This window comes from Sphingomonas sp. Leaf37, assembly GCF_920939475.1.
In the GTDB taxonomy this organism is placed as follows: Bacteria; Pseudomonadota; Alphaproteobacteria; order Sphingomonadales; family Sphingomonadaceae; genus Sphingomonas.
Genome location: NZ_CAKLAX010000003.1, coordinates 646,393 through 668,212 on the forward strand (window position 1 = coordinate 646,393; position 21,820 = coordinate 668,212).

Consider the following 21,820-nt stretch of genomic DNA (forward strand, 5'->3'; position numbering starts at 1 on the left):
GCGCGAGCAGCAGGGCGAGCCCACGCCTCACGTCAGTTCGACCGTGAAGATCTCTTCCGGTCGCCAGACCAGACCCAGCAGGATGCGCAGACCGACGAGCAGCACCATCACTGCGAGCGCAAGGCGCAGATATTCGGGCTTCACCCTGGTCGCGAATCGCGCGCCCAGCTGCGCGCCGGTGACCGATCCGATCAGCAGCAGGCCAGCGAGCACGATGTCGACCGCCTTGGTGGTGGTCGCGTGGACCATCGTCGCCACCGCGGTCACGAACAACGTCTGGAACAACGAGGTGCCGACGACGACGCTGGTCGCCATGCCGAGCAGGTAGATCATCGCCGGCACCAGGATAAAGCCGCCGCCGATACCGAGCAGGATCGTCAGGATGCCGGTGAAGAACCCGAGCAACAGCGGCGCGAACGGCGAGATGTAGAGGCCGGATGCGTAGAAGCGCGTGCGCAGCGGCAGTGCGGCGACGAAGGGGTGGTGACGGCGCTTGCGCGGCTTCACCGGGCGCCGGCCCTTGGCGACGCCGATCGCGCCGATCGATTCGCGCGCCATCATCGACCCGATCGAGCCGAGCATCAGTACGTAGACAACACCGATCACCGTATCGATCTGGCCACTCGCCTGGAGCAGGCGGAATATCCACGCGCCGGCGAAACTGCCGAGGATGCCGCCGGCGACCAGCACGCCGCCCATCTTGGTATCGACGCCGCCACGGTGGAAATGCGCGAAGACGCCCGATACGCTGGCCCCCGTCACCTGACTGGCCGACGACGCGGCCGCCACGGTCGGCGGAATGCCGTAGATGATCAGCAGCGGCGTCGTCAGGAATCCCCCGCCGACGCCGAACATTCCCGACAACAGCCCGACGCCGCCACCGAGCAGCACGATGAACAGTGCGTTGACCGACAGGTTGGCGATGGGAAGGTACAGGTCCACGGGATCGCGTTATAGGCTGCTGGCGCCTGCGGACCAGAGCGGTTCGCACCATGGCGGCAGGGTCAGAAGTTCGTTCCGATCGACAGGGCCGGGCCGGAATCGGGGCGCGAATCCCCCGCGATCCGTTCGCGCCAGTCGGCGGTCAGGCGCACCGATCCGCGTCCTACCGGTACGACGACTCCCACCGACGGACCGATGTCGAGTCGCGCGGCACCGCGCTGCGCGCCGCCCCAGATGCCAGCCCCGATATCGATGTGGAGCCGACCGATGGCGGGCAAAGGATGCGATGCCCGCAACGCCCCGTCGGCAAACCCTTCGCCGCCGTCGCGCGCGATCACCCCCGCCTGGCCATAGCCCTCCAGCCGCACGCCGCGCAGGACCGCAACCGGACCGAACCCGCCCACCACGCCGATCATCGCACCGCCGCGCCCGCCATCCAGTGCGATGCGGTGCTCGGCGATGACATGGATCGGCGCGCGGAACGGCTGCCAGTCGAGTCCGACCGCCGCTTCCACGCCCCTGCCTGACAGGGGTGCCGAAATCCGCGCGGCCAGCGCCACGCGCCGGCTGCCGCCCAGCGCATAGGTGATCCGTGCGCCGGCTTGCGATGCGCCCAGCTGGCTGCCCGACACGCCGGGCGCCGAACCGTTCCGGGCGATCAGCCAAGCGCTGCCCGCCAGCCGCGAGCCGGCATGGGCGATCGTCGGCGGCAGGACAGCCGGCGAGAGCAGCGGTGCGACAGGCCGTTGCGGCGACGCTTCTTCCCCGTCGCTCGCCGTCGCCACCCGTGGCGACGCAAATGCGCGCAGGCGCGCAGCCGATATCGTCCTGCGATCCGCGGTATCGCGGCTCGGCACCGCCGCGACGGTACGGCGCGTCGCCGGATGAGGCCCGGCCAACGGCGTCGCCGCGGCAGGGCTCGTCACCAGTGACGCCACCGCGCGTGCCACCGGCGCCACCCATGCCGGCAGTTCGGGACCATCTCCGTTATAGATGTCGATCCCGCGCGCCGTCGCCCATCCGCTGAGCAGGATGGCGAGGAAACGGAGCGGACGGCCCCCGTTCATGTCGGCGACGTCGGCGGGCCGAGGGCATAATCCGGAAAGACGTGCGCGGTTTTCTCCCAGACCAGCGCTTCGCCGCGCAACAGCCCCAGGTAGCGGTGCAGCGCCCGTGGTGCAGCGACCAACGATACGAGATTACCGACGAAGAACCGCGGCAACGACCAGCACGCCTCGCGCCAGCCATAGGCCCGGCCGGTACAGGTGACGCGGATCAGCAATCGCCAGCCGAGCAGCAGCGACGTGGTCAGCAGCAGCCAGTTCGCCAGCCGGTCGTCGGCCGCCGGCATCGACCGCAGCCAGCGGAGCCCCGCCGCGACCGGCCACAACAGCACCGCGGCATAGGCGACCGCCAGCACCAGCACCGACACCAGCGCACGCCGGTCCCGCATCCGCATCCAGTGATCGGCGATCGCACGCGGCCGTCCCCAGCCGGTGCGATCCCATCCGGCAAGGGCTATGCCGGTCATCCAGCGCGCTTTCTGCCGCGTGGCGGCTGGCAAGGTATCGGGAAAATACGCGCGCACCGCGACGAGGCTGCCGTCGCGGGAATCGCGTACCCGGGCGAAACGGCTGGTGCCGCCGCGATCGGCGACGTGCAGGCCCAGTTCGTAGTCCTCGGTCAGGCTGCTGGCGTCGAACGGTGCGTCGCCCCGTTCCGCGGCGATCGCCCGCAACATGCCGGTTGCGATCGCACAACCGGTGCCCGCCAGCGGCATAGCCGCCCCCAGCATCGCCCGCACCGGTTGCTGGACGCTGTGAGCATAGGCAAATTCATCGGCGTAATGCCCCGATATCAGCGATCCGCGACGCACCAGCGGCAGCACCGGCAGCTGCACCAGCGCATGATCGTCGATCAGCGCGTCGAACACGGTGAGTTCGGCCGGATGCACGACATCCTCCGCATCGTGCAGCACCACCGCTCTGGTGATGCGCCCCGCCGCCTCGTCCCGCATCAACGCGTGCCACACGGTATTGAGACAATCCGCCTTGGTGGTCGGCCCGTCGCGCTCGCCGACGATCACGCGGACACGCGGGTCCAGCGCGGCGACGGCCCGGGCCGCGGCGATCGTTGCCGGATCGTTCGGATAGGTTCCGACGTAGATCCGGTAGTCGGGATAGTCGAACCGTCGTACCGCGGCGGTCAGCATCCCGCCGATCACTGCCGCCTCATCCCATGCGGCGACGAATATCGCGAACGGGGCGGGCGCCGCGCTGTGCGGCAATGCATCAAGGCTCAACCTGTCGGCCTGCCGTTGCGACAGGCGACGGACGATAAAGCAAAGGTCGACGATCAGGTCGTCGATACCGCCGATCAGCAGGCCTGCCGCGGCGAACAGCATGGTTTCGCGTGCCGCCGCATCCAGGATCAGCGTGACTAGATCCATGAAACCCCGCTCGAATGCCATGCACAAGGTTCATTGTGGACAGATATGACGCAAGGTATTTCGCCCAAGTGACTTGCCTTGAACGTCTTTACCGGACGCGGCAGCATGGTCGGCGGGTAGCCATGCCTCCGAATCGGCTGCGATTCCGGCTCACTGGCCTCCGGACAGGCACCGATATCTTCACGCTGGATTCGCCTTCCCGACACGCCTAGCGTCCCGGCGTTGCGGGGGAGATGGCGGATGCATGGAGCGATGCGGTGGGCGGTGCTGGCCTTGGCGCTCGCTCCAGTGGCGGCGTTCGGCGACAACAGCCCCCAGGTGGTGCTCGCCCAGCCCGGTATCGGCGGTGCGGCGGGGGCGGTCGAACGCTATACGATCCGCTTCAGCCAGCCGATGGTGCCGCTCGGCGATCCCCGCGCGCCCGCACCCTTCACCACCGCCTGTCAGGGAACCGGCCGCTGGGTCGACCAGCAGACCTGGGTCTTCGATTTCGCCGCGGCGTTGAGCGGCGACGCCAAATGCAGCTTCGACGCCGCCAAGGGGCTGAAGAGCGTCGCCGGCTATGCGCTGAACGGCCGCGCCACCTACAGCGTCGATGCGGGCGGCCCGTCCGCCCGCGCGGTGCTGCCATCGGGCGACGGCGACGAGATCGAGGAGGATCAGGTCTTTCTGGTCGCCGCGACGCAGATGCCGACCCGCGCCTCGGTCGCCGCCAATGCCTATTGCGCGGTCGACGGCATCGGCGAAAAGATCCCGGTAGACGTGCTGCCCGCCGATCTGCCGGCGAAACTGATCGGCGAGATGGGGACGCAGAACTGGTCCGTCCGCAGCTTCCTCGACAGCGCCGGCCTGCCCGAAGCGGTTCCGGAAAAGCCGGCCGAGCGGCAGGCCCTCTATTCCGGTGTCACGGCGCTGAAATGCCGGCGCGCGCTGCCGCCGGGTCGCGACATGGCGCTCGTCTGGCCGCAAGGTATCGCGTCGGCCTCCGGTCGCCTTGCCGGCAGCGATCAGCGCTTCGACTATACCGTGCGCAAGCCGTTCGCCGCGCGTTTCGAATGCAGCCGTACCAACCCGCAGGCCGGGTGCAGCCCGGTACAGCCGGCGTACGTGCGCTTCACCGCGCCGGTGCCGATGAGCCAGGCTGCGGCGATCCGCCTGACGCTGCCCGACGGCAAGCAGATCGCGCCCGCGTTCGATGACGACGACAAGAAAAAGGCGACGATCAGCGACGTCACGTTCAAGGCGCCGTTGCCGTACGAGACAGCGGCGAAGCTGACGCTGCCTGCCGGACTGAAGGACGAGAGCGGTCGCACCCTGTCCAACGCCGAACGCTTTCCGCTCGACGTGAAGTTCGACGCCGCACCGCCGCTGGTGAAGTTCGCCGCGCCGTTCGGCATCCTCGAAGCGGCACAGGGCGGCGTGCTGCCGGTCACCGTCCGCAACGTCGAACCTGCGCTGCAGGGCAAGAGCCTGCCGATCGGCGGGCGCACGCTGAAGGTGGGCGACAGCGATGCCGCGGTCGCCGAATGGCTGCGCACGGTCGACGACGCGGACGACGACGATGTCGAGGAGGTCAAGCGCGGCGACGAGGTGATCCGCCGGATCAATCACACCGGCGACCGATCGATCCTCGGCAACCAGGGCGCCGGCATGACGATCGGCCTGCCCGGCAAGGGCCGCGATTTCGAGGTCGTCGGCATTCCGCTCGGCAAACCCGGCTTCTACGTCGTCGAACTGGCCAGTCCGGCGCTAGGCCGTGCGCTGCTCGGCCGCAACGCACCGCGCTACGTTGCGACCGCTGCGCTGGTCACCAACATGGCGGTGCATTTCAAATGGGGCCGCGAGCGCAGCCTCGTGTGGGTGACATCGCTCGACACCGGCAAGCCGGTCGCCAACGCGAGCGTGCAGGTCAGCGACAGCTGTTCGGGCAAACTGCTCGCGCGCGGCGCGACCGATCGCAGCGGCGGGCTGATGATCCCCGCCGGCTTGCCCGAACCCGAAACCTATGGTGGCTGTCAGGACGGATCGTCGGCGCATCCGCTGATGATTTCCGCGCGCAGCGGTGACGATTTCAGCTTCGCGCTGACCAGCTGGGGCGATGGCATCCGGCCCTACGATTTCGAACTGCCCTATGGCTATTCCGCACCCTCGGAAACGTTCCACACCGTCTTCGACCGTGCACTCGTCCGGCAGGGCGAGACGATCCACATGAAGCACATCGTCCGCCGTCCCAGCGGCAACGGCTTCGCGATACCGGCGGGCTTTTCCGGTACGCTGCGGCTGGCGCATCGCGGCTCGGACACGCAATTCGACCTGCCGCTGACGATCGATGCAAGGGGTATCGGCGAGACGACTTGGACCGCGCCGCAGGGCGCACCGATGGGCGATTACGACCTGCGCATCGTTCGCGGCGACGACGTCACCTTCACCAGCCAGTCGTTCAAGGTCGACGAATACAAGCTGCCGACGATGCGTGCGAGCGTCACCGGGCCGAAGGCGGCAGCGGTGCGACCGAAGTCGCTGCCGCTTGACCTGTACGTCGGATATCTGTCCGGCGGCGGTGCAGGCGGGTTGCCGGTCGACGTCCGCGTCGGCTGGTTCGCGCATTCCGCCACGCCGGAGGGCTATGACGGCTATACCTTCGGCGGGGCGAAGGTGGAGGAAGGCGTCAAGCCGATGAACGGCGATGGCGACGATCAGCAGACGCCGCTGCCACCGACGCAGACGCTGCCGGTGACGCTGAACGCCGGCGGCACCGCGCGCACCAGCGTCGACGTGCCGGCACTGGACGGCCTCGCCGACATGCGCGTCGAGATGGATTATCAGGACGCCAATGGCGAGGTGCTGACCGCCAGCCGCAATGTGCCGATCTACGCCTCCGCGGTGCAACTGGGGGTGAAGACCGACGGCTGGCTGATGAAACAGGACGACCTGCGCCTGCGCTTCGTCGCGCTCGATACCGGCGGCAAGCCGCTCAGGAACCAGACGGTGTCGGTCGCGCTCTACAGCCGCCAGATACTGACGGCGCGGCGACGGCTGATCGGCGGCTTCTACGCCTACGACAACCAGATGCGTACGACGAAGCTCGACGCATCCTGCACCGCGACGACGGACGATCAGGGCTTCGCGCAATGCACGGTTGATCCCGGCGTATCGGGCGAGGTCTATGTCGTCGCGACCAGCGCGGATGCGGACGGCAATGTCGCACGTGCGGTGCGCTCGGTGTGGCTGGCGGGCGACGATGCGTGGTGGTTCGGCGGCGACAATGGCGATCGCATGGACGTCGTGCCGGAGCGCAATGCCTACCAGGCGGGCGAGACGGCGCGCTTTCAGGTCCGCATGCCGTTCCGTTCCGCCACCGCGCTGGTGACGGTCGAGCGCGAGGGCGTGTTGTCGAGCTTCGTCACCGAACTCTCCGGCACCGATCCCGTCGTCGAGGTGCCGATGCCGGCCAGCTACGCGCCCGACGTCTATGTCTCGGTGATGGCCGTGCGCGGCCGCATCGAAAGCGGCTGGACCAGTTGGCTGCGCGGGATCGGCCAGAGCCTCGGGCTGGTGAAGCCGGAACCCGCGCCCGAACCGACCGCGCTGGTCGACCTGTCGAAGCCCGCCTACCGCCTCGGCATCGCCAAGGTAAAGGTCGGGTGGGAAGGCCATACCCTCGGCGTGACCGTGAAGGCCGACCGCGAGCGCTTCTCGCCGCGCGGCACCGCCAGCGTCGCCTTGCAGGTCCGACGGCCCGACGGCAGGCCCGCGGCCAGCGCCGATGTCGCCTTCGCTGCGGTGGACGAGGCGCTGTTGCAGCTCGCGCCGAACGACAGCTGGGATGTCCTGACGGCGATGATGGGCGACCGGCCGCTGTCGGTGCTGACCGCGACCGCGCAGATGCAGGTCGTCGGCAAGCGCCATTACGGCCGCAAGGCGGTGGAGGCCGGAGGCGGCGGCGGCGATGCCGCGGCGGCGCTCAACCGCGAGAACTTCCAGCCGGTGTTGCTGTGGAAGGGCCGCGTCGCGCTCGATGCGCAGGGCCGCGCGCAGGTGGCAGTGCCGCTGTCGGATGCGCTGTCCTCGTTCAAACTGGTCGCGATCGCCACCGATGGCGACGGCCTGTTCGGCACCGGCAGTACCGCGATCCGCACCGCGCAGGACTTGTCGCTCTACGCGGGCCTGCCGCCGCTGGTGCGTAGCGGCGACTGGTACGCGGCGGGCTTCACGCTGCGCAACGGCAGCGACAAGCCGATGACCGTTACCGCGACCGTCGACGTCTTCCCCCGGATCGCGCAAGGGCGGCCGCTGACCGTAACGATCCCGGCGGGCGGCGCCGCGCCGGTGGCGTGGAACCTCACCGCTCCGCCGTCGAGCGGCACGCTGCGTTGGCAGGTCACTGCCCGGTCGAAGGACGGCAAGGCCACCGATCGCCTGACCGTCACCCAGGACGTCGTCCCGGCCGTGCCGGTGGAGACATGGGCAGCGGCGCTCACCCGCGTCGGTGACACGACGCTGCCGATCGCCCCGCCCGCCGGCGCGCTGCCGGACCGCGGATCAGTCGACGTGCAACTCACCGACACGCTTGCCCCGCCGCTGACCGGCGTCCGGCGCTACATGAGCGATTATCCCTACAATTGCTTCGAACAGCAGTTGAGCCGGATCGTCGTGCTCGGCGATCCGACGAAATGGGCCGCGCTGGCGGGGGCGATCCCGACGTATCAGGCGCCCGACGGCCTGCTCCGCTACTGGCCGAGCGAATCGCTGGAGGGATCGGAGGCGCTCACCGCTTATGTCCTGTCGCTGACCAGCGAGGCCGGGCTGCCGCTGCCTCCCGCCCCGCGCGCGCGGATGGTCGAGGGGCTGAAGGCGGTGCTCGACGGGCGGGTGCGTCACGAAAGCTACGGCGATCCGCGCCAGCAGCGGCTGGTCGCCTTCGCCGCGCTGGCCCGTGCCGGAGAGGCAACACCGGCGATGCTCGGGCAGGTCGGCCTCGCGGCGCAGGATATGCCGACGTCGCTGCTGAGCGACTATATCGCCGCGCTCGACCGCGCACCGCTCGCCAACGCCGCAGCGCTGAAGGCGCAGGCGGAGGGCGTGCTGCGCAGCCGCCTCGTCTACGAAGGCACGCGGCTCGACATGTCGGACGCATCGGCGGCGCCGTGGTGGCTGATGTCCTCTGCCGACGAAGCGTCGATCAAGACGCTGCTGGTGACGCTCGGCCGTCCCGGCTGGCAGGACGAGGCGGCTAAGATGATGGTCGGCGTCGCCCTGCGCCAGTCGCGCGGTCATTGGGACACGACCACCGCCAACGCCTGGGGTGCGGTCGCGGTGCGCAAGTTCGCCGGCCTCTACCCGGCACAGGCGATCGCCGGCACGACGACGATACAGCTAGGCGCGACGAGCGTATCGCGCGCATGGCCGCTCGCCGCCGAGGCCCGCTCGCTCAGCCTGCCGCTGCCCGCCGCCGCCACGCCGCTGATGTTACGTCAGAGCGGCGGCGCCGGCCCATGGGCGATGGTCGCCGTCCGCGCCGCGGTGCCGCTGAAGGCGCCGCTGTTCGCCGGCTATCGCGCCACCCGCAGCGTCACGCCGGTGCAGGTGCGGAACGCCGGGCAGCTGACCCGCGGTGACGTCCTGCGCGTGACGATCACCGTCGACGCCACCGCCGAGCGCAACTGGGTGGTGGTCAACGACCCGATCCCGGCCGGCGCGACGATCATCGGCGACATGGCGAACCAGTCGCAGATGCTGGCCGAGGGTGGCGCAAGTGAGGGCGTGCAGCCGTCCTATGTCGAGCGCGGCAACGACAGCTGGCGCGGCTTCTTCGCCTGGGTGCCACGCGGGCGCTTCACGGTGAGCTACGCGGTACGGCTGAACGGCGCCGGCCGCTTCAGCCTGCCGCCGACCCGCGTCGAGGCGATGTATTCCCCCGCCATCCGTGCGCAGGTGCCGAATGCGCCGATGGTGGTGGCGCAGCGATGATCGTGTCGCGCACCGTCGCGCCCTGCCTCCACTGCGCCGCTGGAGGCAGGGCAGGACGTGCCGCCCTTTCCCCTCGCCGCTCGGTGGATCCCGGAACGAATCCGGCGTGACGACGGACGTAACGCCCATGTCGCTCCGCTCCCGACTCGCCACGCCCCGCGCCGTCATGGCGCTCGTCGCCACCGCCGCCGTGACGCTCGGCACGCTCGATTACACCACCCGCCCGCCCGCACTCCCCGACTATGCGCAGGTCCGCGGGGCATGGCATCCCTCGGAAGCCTGGCTCTACGATCGCCACGGCGTTCTCATCGACAGCGCCCGCGTCGATTTCGCCGTACGCCGCCTCGCCTGGACACCGCTCGCGGCGATCGCGCCCACCGCGCGCGACACGATCGTCGCCGCCGAGGACCACCGCTTCCTCGCCCACGCCGGCGTCGACTGGCTCGCGCTCGGCGGCGCCGCCCGCGACCGGATCGAGCGCAACCGCCCGCGCGGCGCATCGACGCTGTCGATGCAGCTCGCCGCCTTCCTCTCCCCCGCCCTCGCCCGCCCCGGCGCACGCGGCTGGCTCGACAAGCTCCGCCAGATCCGCGCAGGCCGCGCGCTCGAGGATCGCTGGAGCAAGGACCAAATCCTCGAAGCCTATCTCAACCTCGCGGGTTACCGCGGCGAGGCGCAGGGGATCGGCGCCGCCGCGCTCGGCCTGTTCGGCAAGACGCCGGCCAGCCTGTCGCGCGACGATGCCCTCCTGCTCGCCGCGCTGCTGCCCGATCCGCGCGCCGACGCCGTCACGATCGCCCGCCGCGCCTGCGCCCTTGCCGACGGCAAGGACTGCCCCCGCTTTCCCGCCGCCGTCGCCGCGATGCTCGGCCCGGCACGCAGCCTCGCGCTCGATCCCGGCCTCGCCCCGCATCTGTCCGATCGCCTGCTGACCCGGCCAGGCCTGCGCATCACCACCACGCTCGACGCCGGCCTGCAACGCCTCGCCGCCGCCGCGCTGCGCCGCCAGTTGCTCGGCCTCGGCGGCACCCGCGCCCGCGACGGTGCCGCGGTGGTGATCGACAATGCGAGCGGCGACGTCCTTGCCTATATCGGCGGCATCGGTGGCGCCTCGACCGCCGCCGCGGTGGATAACGCCAACAGCTATCGTCAGGCGGGATCGACGCTGAAGCCGTTCCTGTATGCCCAGGCGATCGAGCGTCGCTATCTCACCTCCGCCTCGATCCTCGACGATTCGCCGGTACAGCTCGACACCGCAACAGGCCTCTACGTCCCCCAGAACTACGATCGCGGTTTCAAGGGGCCGGTGTCCGCCCGCACCGCGCTTGCCGGATCGCTCAACGTCCCCGCGGTCCGCACGCTATTGCTGGTCGGGGTGGAACCGTTCCGCGACCGGCTGTGGGACCTCGGTTATCGCGGACTCGTCGAGGACGGCGCCTATTACGGCTTTTCGCTCGCGCTGGGGTCGGCGGAGGTGACGCTGCTCGAACAGGCCGCCGCCTATCGCGCACTCGCACAGGGCGGCCGGTGGAATCCGCTGCGCCTGACGCTCGACCAGCCCGCCACGCCACCGCGCGGGATCGTCTCCCCCGCCGCCGCATGGATCGTCGGCGACATGATCGCCGATCCCAACGCCCGCGCCGCCACATTCGGCCTCGATTCGGCGCTGCGCCTGCCGTTCTGGGCGGCGGTGAAGACGGGGACGTCCAAGGCGATGCGCGACAATTGGTGCGTCGGCTATTCCGACCGCTTCACCGTCGCCGTATGGGTCGGCAATGCCGAAGGCGATCCGATGCGTGCCGTCTCCGGCACCAGCGGCGCGGCGCCGGTATGGCGCGACATCATGCTGGCGCTGCACACGCGCATCCCCGGTCGGGAGCCGCCAGCGCCGCCACAGGTGGAGGCCTCCCGCATCGCCTTCGCCGATGGGACGGAAGAGCAACGCCGCGAATATTTCCTGCGCGGCACCGCGCAGAGCCTTATCGCCGCCGCGCCCGCCGCCGCGCGCCGCCCGCGTTTTACCAACCCGGTCGCGGGGAGCGTCTACGCGCTCGATCCGGACATTCCGATCGATCGGCAACGACTGAGCATCGGCATCAGCGGCGCCGCGGCGGCCCATCGCATCGTGCTCGACCGTCGCGATCTCGGTCCGGCCGATCGCGCGCCGCTGATCCTGCCGGGGCCCGGAGCACACCGGCTGCGGCTGGTCGATCTTGCCGGGCGCATCGTCGACCAGGTGATGTTCACGATCCGCTGAACGGATCAACCGGAATGATGGCGACGAAATTACGTCCGCCTAGAACCAATCGGAATCTGGCGCGTTGCGGCCACTGATCCCTTCCCCCTTTCGGGATCAGTGCCGGTCCAAGCACGGCACGGCCGCGCCGATGCGTAGCAGGCGGCGCGGCCAACCGTGGGGGGATCAGGCGGCTTCGTCTTCCAGCGCCGGATAGTCGATGTATCCCTCCGGCCCCTTCGAATACCATGTCGCCATATCGTCCTGGTTGAGTGGCGCACCCCGGCGGAAGCGTTCGACCAGATCGGGGTTGGCGATGAACTTGCGTCCGAACGCGATGCCGTCCGCCAGACCGGAATCGAGATCGGCCTGTGCCTGTTCCTGCGAATAGTCCTGGTTCAGGATCAGCGGCCCCTTGAATACCTTGCGAATCTCGGGTGACAGCTTCGGCACGTCGGTGCTGCCGAAGGTGCCGTCCGGCGCGATTTCGCGCAGCTCGAGGAAACCGATACCCAGCGCGTCCAGTGCCGCCGCGGCCGGAATGAAGACGCTCGCGGGATCGCTGTCATCGGCACCCTGCGTCTCGCCGTTGGGCGACAGGCGGATGCTCGTCCGGCCCGCGCCGATCGCGTCCACCACCCGCGCCACCGCTTCGCGCATGAATCGGATGCGGTTCTCCGGGCTGCCGCCGTAATCGTCGTCGCGGAAGTTGGTGCCGTCGCGCAGGAACTGGTCGATCAGATAGCCATTGGCGCCATGCAGCTGCACGCCGTCGAACCCGGCGCGCACCGCGTTGGTGGCGGCGGTGGCGTAATCGTCCTGCGCGCGGGCGATGTCGTCCAGCGTCGCCGCCTGCGCCTCGCCATAGGGATTTTCCGGCTTGTGATAGGGCGCGCGCGTCGCCGACGACGACAGCGGCGCCATGCCAATCACGTCGGGACGCGACAGCCGTCCCATGTGCCAGATCTGCGCGACGATCTTGCCGCCCGCCTGATGCACCGCCTCGGTCACCGGCTTCCACGCTTCCACCTGCGCATCGGTCCACAGGCCCGGTGCGTTCGGCCAGCCCAGTCCCTGACGGCTGATGCCGGTACCCTCGCTGATGATCAGCCCGGCACCGGCGCGCTGCCGGTAATAATCGACCATGATGTCGGTCGGGACATGATCGTCGGTCGAACGGCCGCGGGTCAGCGGCGACATGAGGATACGGTTGGCGGCGGAAATGTCGCCCAGCTGGATGGGATCGAAAAGGCTCGGCATGGATGCTCCGTAAGTGGCCTGACGAACGACAAATAGGCGGCTACAGGGCGGCATGCATCAGGCGCGGCCCCCAAGAAAAACTGTCCCGGCCGCAATTGTCTCGGGTGACGCTACGGCATCCGCCGGTCTGGCCTTCGTCGCGCTGGTCGTCGCCAATATCGCACTGGCCTTCGGGCCGTGGTTCGTCCGGCTCGCCGATGTCGGACCGGTCGCGGCGGGGTTCTGGCGGATCGCGATCGCGGTGCCGTTCCTCGGTAGCCTGGCGCTGGCGAGCGGAGCGCGCCCTGTCCGCTTGCCGCCATTGCTGTGGATCATGCTCGGCATCGGCGGCATCGCCTTCGCCGCCGACCTCGGCAGCTGGCACCTCGGCATCGTCCGTACGACAATGGCCAATGCGACGCTGTTCGGCAATTCGGCGATCCTGATCTATCCGATCTACGGCTTCCTCGTCGCGAGGGCATGGCCGACGCGGATGCAGGGATTCGCGCTGCTGCTGGCGGCGGCGGGCGCGGCGCTGTTGCTGGGGCGATCGTACCAGCTCGATCCGCGCAATCTCGCCGGCGACCTCCTCTGCATCCTCGCGGGCATCCTCTACACCGTCTATATCGTGCTGATGGCGCGGGTGCGGGGCACGATGCGGCCGCTGCCGGCGCTGGCGTTGTCGAGCACCGCCACCGCGCTGCCGCTGCTGCTGTTCGCGCTGCTGCTCCACGAACAGGTCATGCCGCAGCACTGGACGCCGTTGCTGGCCCTCGCGCTCGTCAGTCAGGTGGTGGGGCAAGGCTGCATGATCTACGCGCTCGGCCAATTGTCGCCGCTGGTCGTCGGCATCGCGCTGCTGATCCAGCCGATCGTCGCCGGCGCCGTCGGCTGGATCGAATATGGCGAGCGGTTGCAGGGACCGGATTGGGTCGGCGTCGCGTTGGTGGCGCTCGCATTGGTGCTGGTGCGGCGCGCCGAGGTTGCACCGAAGCGCGCGGCGGCGCAGGAGGAAGCGGCATGACGCAGGATCTGACACTCGACGAAATCCGCGATCGCCTTGCCCCCGGGATTGCCGACAATGCGGCGTTCGACGGCTGGAGCGACGATGCGCGCGACATGGCTGCGGATGGCGCCGGGATCGATCGCGACGTCGCGCGACTCGCCTTCCCGGACGGTGCGGTCGACATGATCGACGCCTGGTTCGCCGCGATCGACCGGCAGATGGCCGCGGCTCTGCCGTCCGATGCGCTGGCAGCGATGAAAATCCGCGCACGGATCTCCGCGCTGGTCGAGGCGCGGCTGGATGCGGTCGCGATCAACCGCGAATCGCTGCGCCGTGCGTTGACGATCCTCGCCCTCCCGCAGAACGTCGTCCGCGCCGCACGACTCGGCTGGCGCACCGTCGATCTGATGTGGCGCATGGCCGGCGATACCGCGACCGACTACAATCATTACACCAAGCGCACGATCCTGCTCGGCGTCTACGGCGCCACGATCACCGTCTTCCTCGACGACGACAGCGAAGGTCATGCCGACACCAGCGCCTTCCTGTCCCGCCGGATCGACGGGATCATGCGCTTCGAAAAGGCGAAGGCAGGCTTCGTGAAGCGTTACGAACACCGCCCCAGCCTGTCGCGCTTCGTCGGCCGGTTGCGCTACCCGGTGGTGTAGGGACGCGGCGGAAGTGGGACTGCCGGCGCATGCCGGATGGGCGGGATCGCCCAGAGGGCATCGTCACCCCGGACTTGTTCCGGGGTGCACCGTGCAGCCACAGGAAAAGCTGGAGCCTCTGAATATTCCCTCGCGGCACCGTGGACCCCGGAACAAGTCCGGGGTGACGAAGTAGATAGGGCTATCGCCCGAACCCGACATTTCCGCGGCGAACGGCAAGCGCACCGCTTTACTCCCCCCACGGTAAATGATAATCAGTCGCATCATGGATATGTCGCGTACCGTCGTGCCCGCCCTCGATCTCGTGTCGCTTCCCCGTCGCCAGCCCGCGACCGTATCGGGCATCGACTGGACGCGGCTGGCGCTGCCCGAAGCGCGGCGGCTGCGCGAACTCGGTTTCGACGAAGGCGTGCCGGTAGAGGTGCTGCACCGTGCTTCGCTGGGTGGCGGACCGATCGCGTGTCGTATCGGCCGGATGACCGTGGCACTGCGTCGCGCGGTGGCCGGCGCTATCCATGTCGCTCCGGCGCTTCCAGCCGAATAAACGGTGCACGCGTCTCCGCTGGTCGCGCTGGTCGGCAATCCCAATGCCGGCAAAAGCGCGCTGTTCAACGCGCTGACCGGCGCGCGGCAAAAGGTCGGCAACTATCCCGGCGTCACGGTCGAGCGGCATTCGGGCCGGCTGGTCATGGACGACGGCCGCCCGATCGAACTGATCGACCTGCCCGGGGCCTATAGCCTCGAACCCTCCAGCCCCGACGAACGCGTCACCCGCGACGTCGTGACGGGGACCAGCAGCCTCGAACGTCTGCCCGACGCGCTGATCGTCGTGGTCGATGCCGCCAATCTCGACAACCATCTGCGCTTCACGTTGCAGCTGATCGCGCTCGGATTGCCGGTGGTGGTCGCGCTCAACATGGTCGACCTTGCCGAGCGGGACGGACTGACGCTCGATGCGGCAATCCTCGAACGCGAACTGGGTGTGCCGGTGATCCCGACCGTCGCGGTCCGCAAGCGCGGCCTCGATGCCTTGCGCGGCGCGCTCGGCGAAATCGTCGGCGGCGGCAGCCGCAAGCCCGATGTCGGTGCGGGCACGCAGGACGATATCGTCCATCTGCAACGCCGTGCCCGCCAGATCGCCACCGCGGCGACCGTGTCCGAAACCGCCGGGCGCCGCTGGGCGCACATGCTCGATTCGGTCGCGTTGCACCCGGTGGCGGGGCCGCTGCTGCTCGTCACGATCCTGTTCGTGATGTTCCAGGCGGTGTTCACCTGGGCGAGCGTACCCGCCGATGCGATCGATGCCGGCTTCGGCTGGCTGCAGGATGCGATCAAGACCGCGATGCCCGACGGCTTCGTCCGGTCGCTGCTGACCGACGGGCTGATCGCCGGCGTCGGTGCGGTGATCGTGTTCCTGCCGCAGATCCTGATCCTGTTCCTCTTCATCCTGGTGCTCGAATCGTCGGGCTACATGGTCCGCGCGGCGTTCCTGATGGACCGGCTGATGGCGACCGTCGGCCTGTCCGGCCGCGCGTTCATCCCGCTGCTGTCGAGCTTCGCCTGCGCCGTCCCCGGCATCATGGCGACCCGCACGATCGACGACGAGAAGGACCGGCTGACCACGATCCTGATCGCCCCGCTGATGACGTGCAGCGCGCGCTGGCCGGTCTACACGCTCATCATCGGCGCGATGATCCCCAACACCCAGCTGGCGCCGTTCGTGCGGTTGCAGGGCGTGGTGATGTTCGGCCTGCTCGTGATCGGCATCGCCGGCGCGTACGTCGCCGCGCTGATCCTCCGCCGCACCGTCACCAAGGGCGAATCCTCGGGCTTCATGATGGAGATGCCGAAATATCAGGTCCCGCGCATTCGCGACGTGCTGCTCGGCCTGTGGCAGCGCGCGGTGATCTTCCTCAAGCGCGCTGGCACCATCATCGCCGCAACCACCGTCGTCCTCTGGCTGCTGCTGAGCTTCCCCAAGCCGCCCGAGGGCAGCGGCATCAGCCCGGTCGATTATTCGGTCGGCGGCCGCATCGGCCACGGCATCGAATACGTAGTCAAGCCGATTGGCTTCAACCGCGACATCGCGCTCGCCCTGCTACCGGCGATGGCGGCGCGCGAGGTCGCGGTGTCGGCGATCGGCACCGTCTATGCCATTGACGATGCCGAGGGCAGCGGCGCGGACCGCATCACCGACCAGATCCGTGGCCGCTGGACGCTGCCGACCGCGCTCGCCTTCCTGATGTGGTTCGTCTTCGCGCCGCAGTGCATTTCGACCATCGCGGTGACCCGGCGTGAGACCAACGGGTGGAAGTGGCCGCTGTTCATGGTTGGCTATTTGTTCGCCGCCGCCTACATCATGGCCGGGATCACTTACTGGCTGGCCATCTTCGCCGGCCTCTAGACATTTTCGGGGCATTTCATGGCGGGCAGCGTCAACAAGGTCATTCTGGTCGGCAACCTGGGGCGCGACCCCGAATCGCGATCGTTCCAGAACGGCGGCAAGGTCGTCGAACTGCGCATCGCCACGTCCGAATCGTGGAAGGACAAGTCGAGCGGCGAGCGCAAGGAAAAGACCGAATGGCACACGGTGAAGGTCTTCAACGAAGGCCTTGCCAACGTCGCCGAACGCTTCCTGCGCAAGGGGTCGAAGGTCTATATCGAGGGCGCCCTCACCACCCGTAAGTGGCAGGACCAGCAGGGTCAGGACCGCTATTCGACCGAGGTGGTGTTGCAGGGCTTCAACAGCGTGCTGACGATGCTCGACGGCCCGAACGGCGGCCAGGGCGGCGGCGGCGGCGGCGGCGGTGGCGGTGGTCGTGGCGGCGGCGATTTCGGTGGCGGCAGCGACGACTTCGGCGGCGGATCGTCGGGTGGCGGCTATGGCGGCGGCGGCGGCAGCCGCGGTGGCAGCGCGCCGTCGGGTGGTGCGCGCGGCGGCTTCGGTCAGGGCGGAGGCTTCGCCGACGATCTCGACGACGACGTGCCGTTCTGAACGCGTCGCGACCCTTCGACATGCTCGATCCCGATCTGCTGTGCAGCGGCGCGATCGCGGCGACCCCGTCGCCGGTCGCACGCGGCTGGCAGGTCGACGAGGCGGCGCGCACGGCCGCCCTGCAGACCTATAACCTCGAATCGCTGCGCAACAGTGCGGCGCTGAAGCGGATCACCGATTTCGCCGCGGCGCTTTGCGATACCCCGGTCGCGTTGATCAGCCTCGTCGAGGAAACGCGACAGACGTTCATTTCGCGGACCGGCATCGACGTGACGGAGACGTCGCGCGAGACGTCGTTCTGCGCGCATGCGATGCTGGAGGACCAGATCATGGTCGTCCCCGACGCGACGCGCGACCCCCGGTTCGTCGACAATGCGCTGGTCACCGGCGACATGCACATCCGCTTCTACGCCGGCGCGCCGCTGGTGTCGGACGACGGCATTCCGCTCGGTTCGCTCTGCGTCATCGACACCGAACCACGCGAAGGGCTTACCCCCCTGCAATTGCAGGGGCTGGCGACGCTGGCCGACAATGTCCTGGCGCGGCTGCGCGACAGTCGCGATGCGGCCGCGTGGCGCGCCGCCGAGCGCGACACCCGCCGCCTGCTGTCCGACAGCGAGGACCGGTTCCGTACGCTCGCCGACACCATGCCGCAGATGGTGTGGTCGACGCTGCCCGATGGCTATCACGATTATTACAACGCCCGCTGGTACGAATTTACCGGCACGCCGCCCGGATCGACCGATGGCGAAGGCTGGAACGACGTCTTCCATCCGGAGGATCAGGAGCGTGCCTGGAGCGTCTGGCGGCATTCGCTGACCACCGGCGAACCCTATCAGATCGAATATCGCCTGCGCCATTTCGACGGCACTTATCGCTGGGTGCTCGGCCGCGCACTGCCGATCCGTGACGATGCCGGCACGATCACGCGCTGGTTCGGCACCTGCACCGACATCCACGAACAGAAACTGGCGCTGCACGAGCGCGAGGTGATCAGTCAGGAACTGTCGCACCGGATCAAGAACATCTTCTCGGTGATTTCCGGCCTGATCTCGTTCGCCGCGCGCAGCCGGCCGGACTTCGCCACCGTCGCGGCCGACCTGCGACTCCGCATCACCGCGCTCGGCCGTGCGCACGACTTCGTCCGCCCGCACAGCCCCAGCTCGCGTCCGTCGATGCAGCAGGACAGCCTGCACGGCCTGCTGGGCGAATTGTTCGAACCCTACCGCCGCAGCGATCGCCAGCCGATCGTCATCACCGGCGACGAGATCGCGATCGACGATCGCTCGGCAACGCCGCTCGCGCTGCTGTTTCACGAGCTTGCGACCAACGCGACCAAATATGGCGCTTTGTCGACCGAGGACGGCGTTATCGACCTGTCGATCCGGCGCTTCGACGACCATGTCGCGCTATGCTGGGTCGAGCGCAACGGACCGGCCGTGGTCGTGCCCACCGGCCCGCAGGGGTTCGGCAGCCAGTTGATCGAATTGTCGGCCGTACGTCAGCTGGGCGGCACGGTGGACCGCGACTGGCGTGTCGATGGGCTGGTGGTAACTGTCACGGTGCCGCTGGCGGCGTTCAGCCGGGCCTGACGTCGCCGGCCGCGCCGGGTTTCGTCAGCTTCCGGTCGGGCGATAGACGACGATGTCGTCATTGGCCGGTGTCTCGCCGGCGCCCGTCGCCATCGCCGCCGCTGCCAGAATCGCGGCCTCGCTGAACGGCTTGCGGATGTAACCGAGGGCGCAGTCACCGTCGCAGTCGATTTGCGACGGATTGGCCGTGACGAACACCACCTTCACACCGAAATCGCGCGCCATGCGCTGTGCGATACCCGGACCGGTAGGGCCATCGCGAAGATTGACGTCGACGAAGGCGAACCCGCAACCCGGTGCCGCCTCGATCGCCGATACGCTGTCCGCCGCGATCGCCGCGACGGTGTAACCGGCATCGATCAGGATACGCTCAAGATCGAGGGCTACGAAAATCTCATCTTCGACGATCAATGCTGTCTTGGTCATCATACTTCCCGGCCTGGCATAGCCAAACACAGGTTAACCCCTTTAGTTCCACGGTTTTCCTGACAATCGTCCAGTTCAGACATTTTTCGGCATCATCGTCGCAACAGGAACACGGCATGCTGGGCAAGCAGGTTCGCCGCCGCCGCGCTGCGCTGCCGATCGCCGGACAGGAACCACGCGCCCCCGACGACCACGTGCCGCGACTTCAGAAAGGCGCGGAAATCGTCGATCGTGACGTGATGGATGTTGGGCGTATCGAACCATTGTTCGGGCAATTGCGGCGTCACCGGCATCCGTCCGCCCCACAGCAACGACAGCCGCACCCGCCATTGCGCGAAATTGGGGAAACTGACGAACGCCTGTCGTCCGATCCGCAGCAGATGGTCGAGCACCACGTCGGGGGCACGCGCCGTCTGCAACGTCTGGCTGAGGATCGCATAGTCGAAGCTCTGATCGGGATAACCGGCGAGGTCGACATCGGCGTCCCCCTGAATCACCGATAGCCCGCGCGAAACCGCGGCGGCGACGTTGCCCGCATCGATCTCCAGCCCGCGCGCATCGCAACCGCGGCGGTCGCGCAACGCCGCCATCAGCGCGCCGTCGCCGCACCCTACATCGAGCACGCGCGATCCCGGCGCGACGTGATCGGCGATCACGGACAGGTCGGGGCGCAGGCTCATGGCGCAGCCCGCAGCATCGCCGCCGCCTCCACCGACAATCGCTCCATGTACCGATCGGGTCGCAGCGGCGGGTGAAACCCGAGCGTCGCGTACACGCCGTGCGCATCGGCCGTCACGAGCGCGATACGGCGTATCCCGGCAAAACGCGGGTGATCGACGAACCATTGCACCATCCGCCGGCCCAGCCCCTGCCCGCGCGCCGGCGCATCGATCCACACGTCGGCGATCCAGGCGAAGGTCGCATGGTCGGTGATGGCCCGCGCGTAACCGATCTGTTCGCCATCGCGATAGGCGCCAAGACAGTGCGAGCCGGCGATGGCCCGTTCGACCAGCGACCGGTCGATATCCGGCGACCAATAGCTCGACGCCAGCCAGCCGTGCACACGCGCCACGTCCAGCCGCGCGCTGTCGTCGTCGAGGTCGATCATCGTCCGCCCTTCAGGAAACCGTCGACCACGCGGTTCATCTCCGGCGCGTCCAGCAGGAAGGCGTCATGCCCGTAAGGACTGGAGAGTTCGACGAAGCTGACCGGCGCCCCGGCCGCATTCAGCGCCTGAACGATGCTGCGCGATTCGGCGGTGGGATACAGCCAGTCGGTGTCGAAACTGACGAGGCAGAACCGCGCGCCGGTCGCGCGGAACGCATTGGCAAGCAACCCGCCATGCTCCTCCGCCAGATCGAAATAGTCCATCGCCCGCGTGATGTAGAGATAGCTGTTGGCGTCGAAGCGATCGACGAAGCTCAATCCCTGATGCCGCAGATAGCTTTCGACCTGAAAATCGGCGTCGAAGCCGAAGCTCTTGGCGCCATCCTCTTTCCCCGGCCGCGCCTGCAACCTGCGGCCGAATTTCTCCGTCAATCCGGCCTCGGACAGATAGGTGATGTGCGCCGCCATCCGCGCCACCGCCAGCCCCGCGGCCGGTGGTTCCTCGCCGTAATAGTCGCCGTCCCGCCATTTCGGGTCGGCCATGATCGCCTGTCGTCCGACCTCGTGGAAGGCGATGTTCTGTGCGGTATGACGTGCCGTCGATGCGATCACCACCACCGCATCGACACGGTCGGGGAAGGTCGCGGGCCAGCTGAGCGCCTGCATCCCCCCCATCGATCCGCCGACGACGGCCTTCAGACGATCGACGCCGAGATGATCGAGCAGCATCGCCTGTGCCCGCACCATGTCGCGGATCGTAATGACGGGAAACGCCATGCCCCATGGCCGGCCGGTCGCCGGATTGACGCTTGCCGGCCCAGACGACCCCATGCAGCTGCCCAGGACGTTGCTGCAGATCACGAAATCGCGTGCCGGATCGATCGGCTTGCCGGGTCCGATCATCCGCGCCCACCAGCCGGGCTTGCCGGTGCGGGGGTGGGCGGAGGCGACGTGCTGGTCACCGGTCAGCGCATGGCAGATCAGGATCGCGTTGCCGCCGTCGGGGGCAAGCGTGCCATAGGTTTCGTATGCGATCTCGACCGGTGACAGCAGCACACCGCCATCGAGGCGCAGCGGCCCCGGCAACGTCACCTGACGGGACAGGCCGAAGCGGTCATGGTCTGACATGCCGGGTTCGCTACGGCGCTCTTCCCCGCGAAGCAAGTTGTCAACGCGCGCACCGGGCCGCT

General features: G+C 68.5%; 16 protein-coding genes. 8 read left to right on the top strand and 8 right to left on the bottom strand.

Features of this window, described 5'->3' with window-relative positions:
• Positions 1-27: 27 nt before the first annotated feature.
• The 3 genes from LRA87_RS12770 to LRA87_RS12780 all read right to left on the bottom strand — a co-directional run bounded on the left by LRA87_RS12770 (position 28) and on the right by LRA87_RS12780 (position 3,391).
• Positions 28-942: a sulfite exporter TauE/SafE family protein gene (locus LRA87_RS12770; RefSeq protein WP_230631861.1), complete on the bottom strand. Its 915-nt coding sequence runs from the start codon at positions 940-942 to the stop codon at positions 28-30.
• A 62-nt stretch (positions 943-1,004) separates the two neighbouring features.
• On the bottom strand, positions 1,005-2,009 hold the full coding sequence (locus LRA87_RS12775; RefSeq protein WP_230631863.1) for a hypothetical protein: 1,005 nt from the start codon (positions 2,007-2,009) through the stop codon (positions 1,005-1,007).
• On the bottom strand, positions 2,006-3,391 hold the full coding sequence (locus LRA87_RS12780) for a glycosyl transferase family protein (protein ID WP_230631865.1): 1,386 nt from the start codon (positions 3,389-3,391) through the stop codon (positions 2,006-2,008). Before LRA87_RS12780 ends, LRA87_RS12775 begins: the two co-directional genes overlap by 4 nt.
• Positions 3,392-3,631: 240 nt before the next feature.
• On the opposite strand from LRA87_RS12780, the gene LRA87_RS12785 reads away from it, so the two are divergent.
• Positions 3,632-9,361, top strand: coding sequence for an alpha-2-macroglobulin family protein (locus LRA87_RS12785; protein WP_230631867.1), 5,730 nt, complete (start codon positions 3,632-3,634; stop codon positions 9,359-9,361).
• Between the two features lie 127 nt (positions 9,362-9,488).
• Positions 9,489-11,618: a penicillin-binding protein 1C gene (gene pbpC / locus LRA87_RS12790; RefSeq protein WP_230631869.1), complete on the top strand. Its 2,130-nt coding sequence runs from the start codon at positions 9,489-9,491 to the stop codon at positions 11,616-11,618.
• Positions 11,619-11,783: 165 nt separating this feature from the next.
• Here the strand turns inward: pbpC and LRA87_RS12795 are convergent, their stop codons facing one another.
• Complete coding sequence (locus LRA87_RS12795; RefSeq protein WP_230631871.1) at positions 11,784-12,857, bottom strand: alkene reductase; 1,074 nt, start codon at positions 12,855-12,857, stop codon at positions 11,784-11,786.
• Positions 12,858-12,909: 52 nt separating this feature from the next.
• Here LRA87_RS12795 and LRA87_RS12800 point away from each other — a divergent pair, with 52 nt between their 5' ends.
• From LRA87_RS12800 to LRA87_RS12825, 6 genes are all read left to right on the top strand, one after another.
• Positions 12,910-13,860 (top strand): DMT family transporter, encoded by a 951-nt coding sequence (locus LRA87_RS12800; protein ID WP_230631873.1) that lies wholly within the window; start codon positions 12,910-12,912, stop codon positions 13,858-13,860.
• Positions 13,857-14,510: a COQ9 family protein gene (locus LRA87_RS12805; protein WP_230631874.1), complete on the top strand. Its 654-nt coding sequence runs from the start codon at positions 13,857-13,859 to the stop codon at positions 14,508-14,510. Before LRA87_RS12800 ends, LRA87_RS12805 begins: the two co-directional genes overlap by 4 nt.
• A 265-nt stretch (positions 14,511-14,775) precedes the next feature.
• A complete protein-coding gene (locus tag LRA87_RS12810; protein ID WP_230632288.1) occupies positions 14,776-15,054 on the top strand; it encodes a FeoA family protein in 279 nt (92 codons plus the stop codon).
• A 3-nt stretch (positions 15,055-15,057) separates the two neighbouring features.
• The gene (feoB, locus tag LRA87_RS12815; protein ID WP_230631875.1) at positions 15,058-16,914 is read left to right on the top strand and encodes a ferrous iron transporter B; all 1,857 of its coding nucleotides are present in this window, start codon (positions 15,058-15,060) and stop codon (positions 16,912-16,914) included.
• 18 nt (positions 16,915-16,932) lie between these two features.
• Positions 16,933-17,505 (top strand): single-stranded DNA-binding protein, encoded by a 573-nt coding sequence (gene ssb, locus LRA87_RS12820; RefSeq protein ID WP_230631876.1) that lies wholly within the window; start codon positions 16,933-16,935, stop codon positions 17,503-17,505.
• Between the two features lie 20 nt (positions 17,506-17,525).
• Positions 17,526-19,097, top strand: a complete 1,572-nt coding sequence (locus LRA87_RS12825; protein ID WP_230631877.1) for a sensor histidine kinase — start codon at positions 17,526-17,528, stop codon at positions 19,095-19,097.
• A 24-nt stretch (positions 19,098-19,121) separates the two neighbouring features.
• Here LRA87_RS12825 and LRA87_RS12830 read toward each other — a convergent pair whose 3' ends face one another.
• From LRA87_RS12830 to metX, 4 genes are all read right to left on the bottom strand, one after another.
• Positions 19,122-19,526, bottom strand: coding sequence for a response regulator (locus tag LRA87_RS12830; RefSeq protein WP_443024874.1), 405 nt, complete (start codon positions 19,524-19,526; stop codon positions 19,122-19,124).
• A gap of 89 nt (positions 19,527-19,615) precedes the next feature.
• On the bottom strand, positions 19,616-20,203 hold the full coding sequence (gene metW / locus LRA87_RS12835) for a methionine biosynthesis protein MetW (RefSeq protein WP_230631878.1): 588 nt from the start codon (positions 20,201-20,203) through the stop codon (positions 19,616-19,618).
• Positions 20,200-20,631, bottom strand: coding sequence for a GNAT family N-acetyltransferase (locus LRA87_RS12840; protein WP_230631879.1), 432 nt, complete (start codon positions 20,629-20,631; stop codon positions 20,200-20,202). Before LRA87_RS12840 ends, metW begins: the two co-directional genes overlap by 4 nt.
• Entirely contained in the window at positions 20,628-21,758 is a 1,131-nt protein-coding gene (gene metX / locus LRA87_RS12845) for a homoserine O-acetyltransferase MetX (protein WP_230631880.1), read from the bottom strand. Before metX ends, LRA87_RS12840 begins: the two co-directional genes overlap by 4 nt.
• Positions 21,759-21,820: the final 62 nt, after the last annotated feature.

Coding starts and splice junctions, on each gene's coding strand:
- pbpC (WP_230631869.1), top strand. CDS start 9,489: ATGTCGCTCCGCTCCCGACTCGCCACGCCCCGCGCCGTCATGGCGCTC.
- metW (WP_230631878.1), bottom strand. CDS start 20,203: ATGAGCCTGCGCCCCGACCTGTCCGTGATCGCCGATCACGTCGCGCCG.
- LRA87_RS12805 (WP_230631874.1), top strand. CDS start 13,857: ATGACGCAGGATCTGACACTCGACGAAATCCGCGATCGCCTTGCCCCC.
- LRA87_RS12800 (WP_230631873.1), top strand. CDS start 12,910: ATGCATCAGGCGCGGCCCCCAAGAAAAACTGTCCCGGCCGCAATTGTC.
- LRA87_RS12775 (WP_230631863.1), bottom strand. CDS start 2,009: ATGAACGGGGGCCGTCCGCTCCGTTTCCTCGCCATCCTGCTCAGCGGA.
- LRA87_RS12840 (WP_230631879.1), bottom strand. CDS start 20,631: ATGATCGACCTCGACGACGACAGCGCGCGGCTGGACGTGGCGCGTGTG.
- LRA87_RS12810 (WP_230632288.1), top strand. CDS start 14,776: ATGGATATGTCGCGTACCGTCGTGCCCGCCCTCGATCTCGTGTCGCTT.
- metX (WP_230631880.1), bottom strand. CDS start 21,758: ATGTCAGACCATGACCGCTTCGGCCTGTCCCGTCAGGTGACGTTGCCG.
- LRA87_RS12795 (WP_230631871.1), bottom strand. CDS start 12,857: ATGCCGAGCCTTTTCGATCCCATCCAGCTGGGCGACATTTCCGCCGCC.
- LRA87_RS12830 (WP_443024874.1), bottom strand. CDS start 19,526: ATGATGACCAAGACAGCATTGATCGTCGAAGATGAGATTTTCGTAGCC.
- LRA87_RS12785 (WP_230631867.1), top strand. CDS start 3,632: ATGCATGGAGCGATGCGGTGGGCGGTGCTGGCCTTGGCGCTCGCTCCA.
- LRA87_RS12825 (WP_230631877.1), top strand. CDS start 17,526: ATGCTCGATCCCGATCTGCTGTGCAGCGGCGCGATCGCGGCGACCCCG.
- ssb (WP_230631876.1), top strand. CDS start 16,933: ATGGCGGGCAGCGTCAACAAGGTCATTCTGGTCGGCAACCTGGGGCGC.
- LRA87_RS12780 (WP_230631865.1), bottom strand. CDS start 3,391: ATGGATCTAGTCACGCTGATCCTGGATGCGGCGGCACGCGAAACCATG.